This window comes from Rhodosalinus sp., from assembly GCF_046542825.1.
Lineage (GTDB): Bacteria > Pseudomonadota > Alphaproteobacteria > Rhodobacterales > Rhodobacteraceae > Rhodosalinus.
Window position 1 is genome coordinate 1 of the sequence record NZ_JBKHAQ010000186.1, and the last position, 2,687, is coordinate 2,687.

Genomic DNA, 2,687 nt, shown 5'->3' on the forward strand with positions numbered 1-2,687 from the left:
CGGAGCTGTTCCAGGCAAACATCTGGTCGGGCCGGCAGCTGCCCAGGATCAGGATGATGGCCGAGGACGGACGCCCGGCCAGCGCCGCCGACAGCGCCTATGTCACCCTGCGCGGCGACATCCTGTCGGGCGATCTGCCGGCCGACGAGCGGCTGACGGAACTGGGCCTCGCCGAGCGGCTGGGGCTCTCGCGCACGCCGGTGCGCGAGGCGATCAAGCGCCTGCTGATCGAGGGCTTCCTGACCCGCGCAACGGGCGAGGGGTTGCGGGTGACCGCGCTGCAACCCGACGAGGTCGAACAGATCTTTCGCATCCGGCTGATGCTGGAAAGCTACGGGGCACGGCGCGCCGCCGAATTCGCCACCGAGACGGAGATCGCCGAGCTTTTCCGCCTCGCCGAAGAGATCAGCGCGCGCTCGCCGGCGCGGTCCGATGCCGACTATGACGCGATGACCGAGGCCAACGCCGCCTTCCACCGCACGATCATGCAGGCCGCGCGCTCGCCGCGCCTCGGCTCGATGCTGTCGCTTGCGGTCAACCTTGGCCTCGTGCTGCGCACCTACCGAATGTATTCGCCGCAGGACATGACGTGGCAGGCCCGCCCACCACGACATCGCAGAGGCGATCGCTGCGCGCGATCCCGAATGGGCCGAGGCCGCGATGTCCCACCACGTCCTCGCCGCCGCCGCCATCGCCGGGCCAGGGGAGCGAAGGCGTGCGATCTGCCGGTGTAACAGTGGCGCAGCGGCCTGACCCGCCGAAACGAAAAGGGCCGCCAAGCTGGCGGCCCCTTGATGGGTGGAGGTGATTTTCTGCCGGCAGACCGGGCTACGCGGTCCGGCAGCCGTGGCGGTGCTGTCGCAAGGCGCCCTTCCATTCCATCGAATGGATCGCACCATCGATCCTTGGGATCAAACACCCACGACATGCCCCCGGCGTTCCAGGTGTTCGGCGGCTACGGCAACTTCGACGTCAGCGACGCCGACGGAGACAGCGTCGCCGTCGGCGTCGGCTACGATCTCTGAAACATCGGTGAGCTGCCTCCGGTCACCGTGAGCCTCGAACTCTCCCGCACGACGCTGGCGGCAGGTGGCCTGTCCGAGGACATCGACACCGTCCGCTTCGGCCTTTCGATCCCGCTGGGCGAGGGCGCGTCCGATGTGCCGCTGAACAGCGCCGCGAGCAGCTTTGGCGGCAGCGACCGCACTGCAGTGCCCTCCGCGCTCTTCGGAGGCCTTTGAGAGAGCCCGCGCCACCGCCTTCTCAGATCACGCCGATCTCGGCCAGCGCGGCATTCATGCCCGGCGGCAGGGCCTCTTCCTCGGCGCGGCCCGCGGGCAGGTCTGCGGGGCTGTCGCCGGGGCTGAGGTAGCGCCAGCCCTGAAAGGCGCGGCGTGGTGCAGGCCGGGTGCGCACCAGTTCCGGGTCCAGCACCAGCGCGCAGCGGCGGATGCCGTCTACACCGTCAACCGCGTCGAGCCGCAACAGGCGCTGGCGGCACTGGATCAGGCCCTTGATCACCCAGTAGACAGAGCCGCCGTCCAGCAGTTCCGCCTCGCGCCTGGGCCACATCCGCGTGACGTGCCGCGGCAGCCCATCGGGGCCCTTGGCGCGGCGCGATGCCTGCCAGGCCGCCAGCTCCTCGACGCTGTCGGTGCCCGCGCTCAGTTTCACAAGGTTTATGTGCACCAACCCATGACTCCCCCAAGTCTTGACGCTATATTAAGGCTCCTCCGCCCGCTGACAACAGGCCCCCGGCCCAAGGACGCCGCACATGAGCCGTTTCGCCGCCCCCATCGCCCGGTCCATCTGGGACATGAAATACCGCTTCAAACAGGCGGACGGCACGCCCATCGACCGCACCGTCGAGGACAGCTGGCGCCGCGTCGCCCGCGCGCTGGCGGCGGTCGAGGCAGACCCGGCGCTGTGGGAGGATCGCTTCTACGCCGCGCTCGAGGATTTCCGCTATCTCCCGGCGGGCCGTATCCTTGCCGGTGCGGGGACGGCGCGGAAGGTCACGCTTTTCAATTGCTTCGTCATGGGCACGATTCCCGACAGCATGGGGGGAATCTTCGAGAACCTGAAGGAAGCGGCGCTGACAATGCAGCAGGGCGGCGGCATCGGCTACGACTTCTCCACCATCCGCCCCAAGGGCGCGCCGGTGGACGGGGTGGCGGCCGACGCCTCCGGCCCGCTCAGCTTCATGGATGTCTGGGACGCGATGTGCCGCACGATCATGTCGGCGGGCGCGCGCCGCGGCGCGATGATGGCCACCCTGCGCTGCGATCACCCCGACATCGAGGCGTTCATTGCGGCCAAGTCCGACCCCGCGCGCCTGCGCAACTTCAACGTCTCGGTGCTGGTGACCGACGCCTTCATGGAGGCCGTGAAGGCCGACGGCCCCTGGGAGCTGACCTTCGGCGGCAAGGTCTATCACACGGTCGAGGCGCGCGATCTCTGGAACCGGATCATGCGCGCGACCTACGACTACGCCGAGCCGGGCGTGATCTTCATCGACCGGATCAACGCGATGAACAATCTCGCCTACGCCGAGGAGATCGCCGCCACCAATCCCTGCGGCGAGCAGCCCCTGCCGCCCTACGGCGCCTGCCTGCTGGGCTCGGTGAACCTCGCGCGGCTGGTGCGCGATCCTTTCACGCCGCAGGCGCATCTCGATCAGGCGGAGC

General features: G+C 68.9%; 4 protein-coding genes. 3 read left to right on the plus strand and 1 reads right to left on the minus strand.

Annotated features, from left to right (window positions below):
• The coding region (locus tag ACLFOB_RS14835) for a GntR family transcriptional regulator (protein WP_410926593.1) at nucleotides 1-734 on the plus strand (734 nt) is incomplete at its 5' end.
• Between the two features lie 318 nt (nucleotides 735-1,052).
• Nucleotides 1,053-1,241 carry a hypothetical protein gene (locus ACLFOB_RS14840; RefSeq protein WP_410926594.1) on the plus strand — a complete coding sequence of 63 codons (189 nt, stop codon included), beginning with the start codon at nucleotides 1,053-1,055 and terminating at the stop codon, nucleotides 1,239-1,241.
• Between the two features lie 22 nt (nucleotides 1,242-1,263).
• On the opposite strand, the gene ACLFOB_RS14845 is transcribed toward ACLFOB_RS14840, so the two are convergent.
• The gene (locus ACLFOB_RS14845; RefSeq protein WP_410926595.1) at nucleotides 1,264-1,689 is read right to left on the minus strand and encodes a DUF1489 family protein; all 426 of its coding nucleotides are present in this window, start codon (nucleotides 1,687-1,689) and stop codon (nucleotides 1,264-1,266) included.
• A gap of 85 nt (nucleotides 1,690-1,774) precedes the next feature.
• On the opposite strand from ACLFOB_RS14845, the gene ACLFOB_RS14850 reads away from it, so the two are divergent.
• Nucleotides 1,775-2,687: ribonucleotide reductase N-terminal alpha domain-containing protein (locus ACLFOB_RS14850; protein WP_410926596.1), on the plus strand; the 913-nt coding region annotated here is incomplete at its 3' end.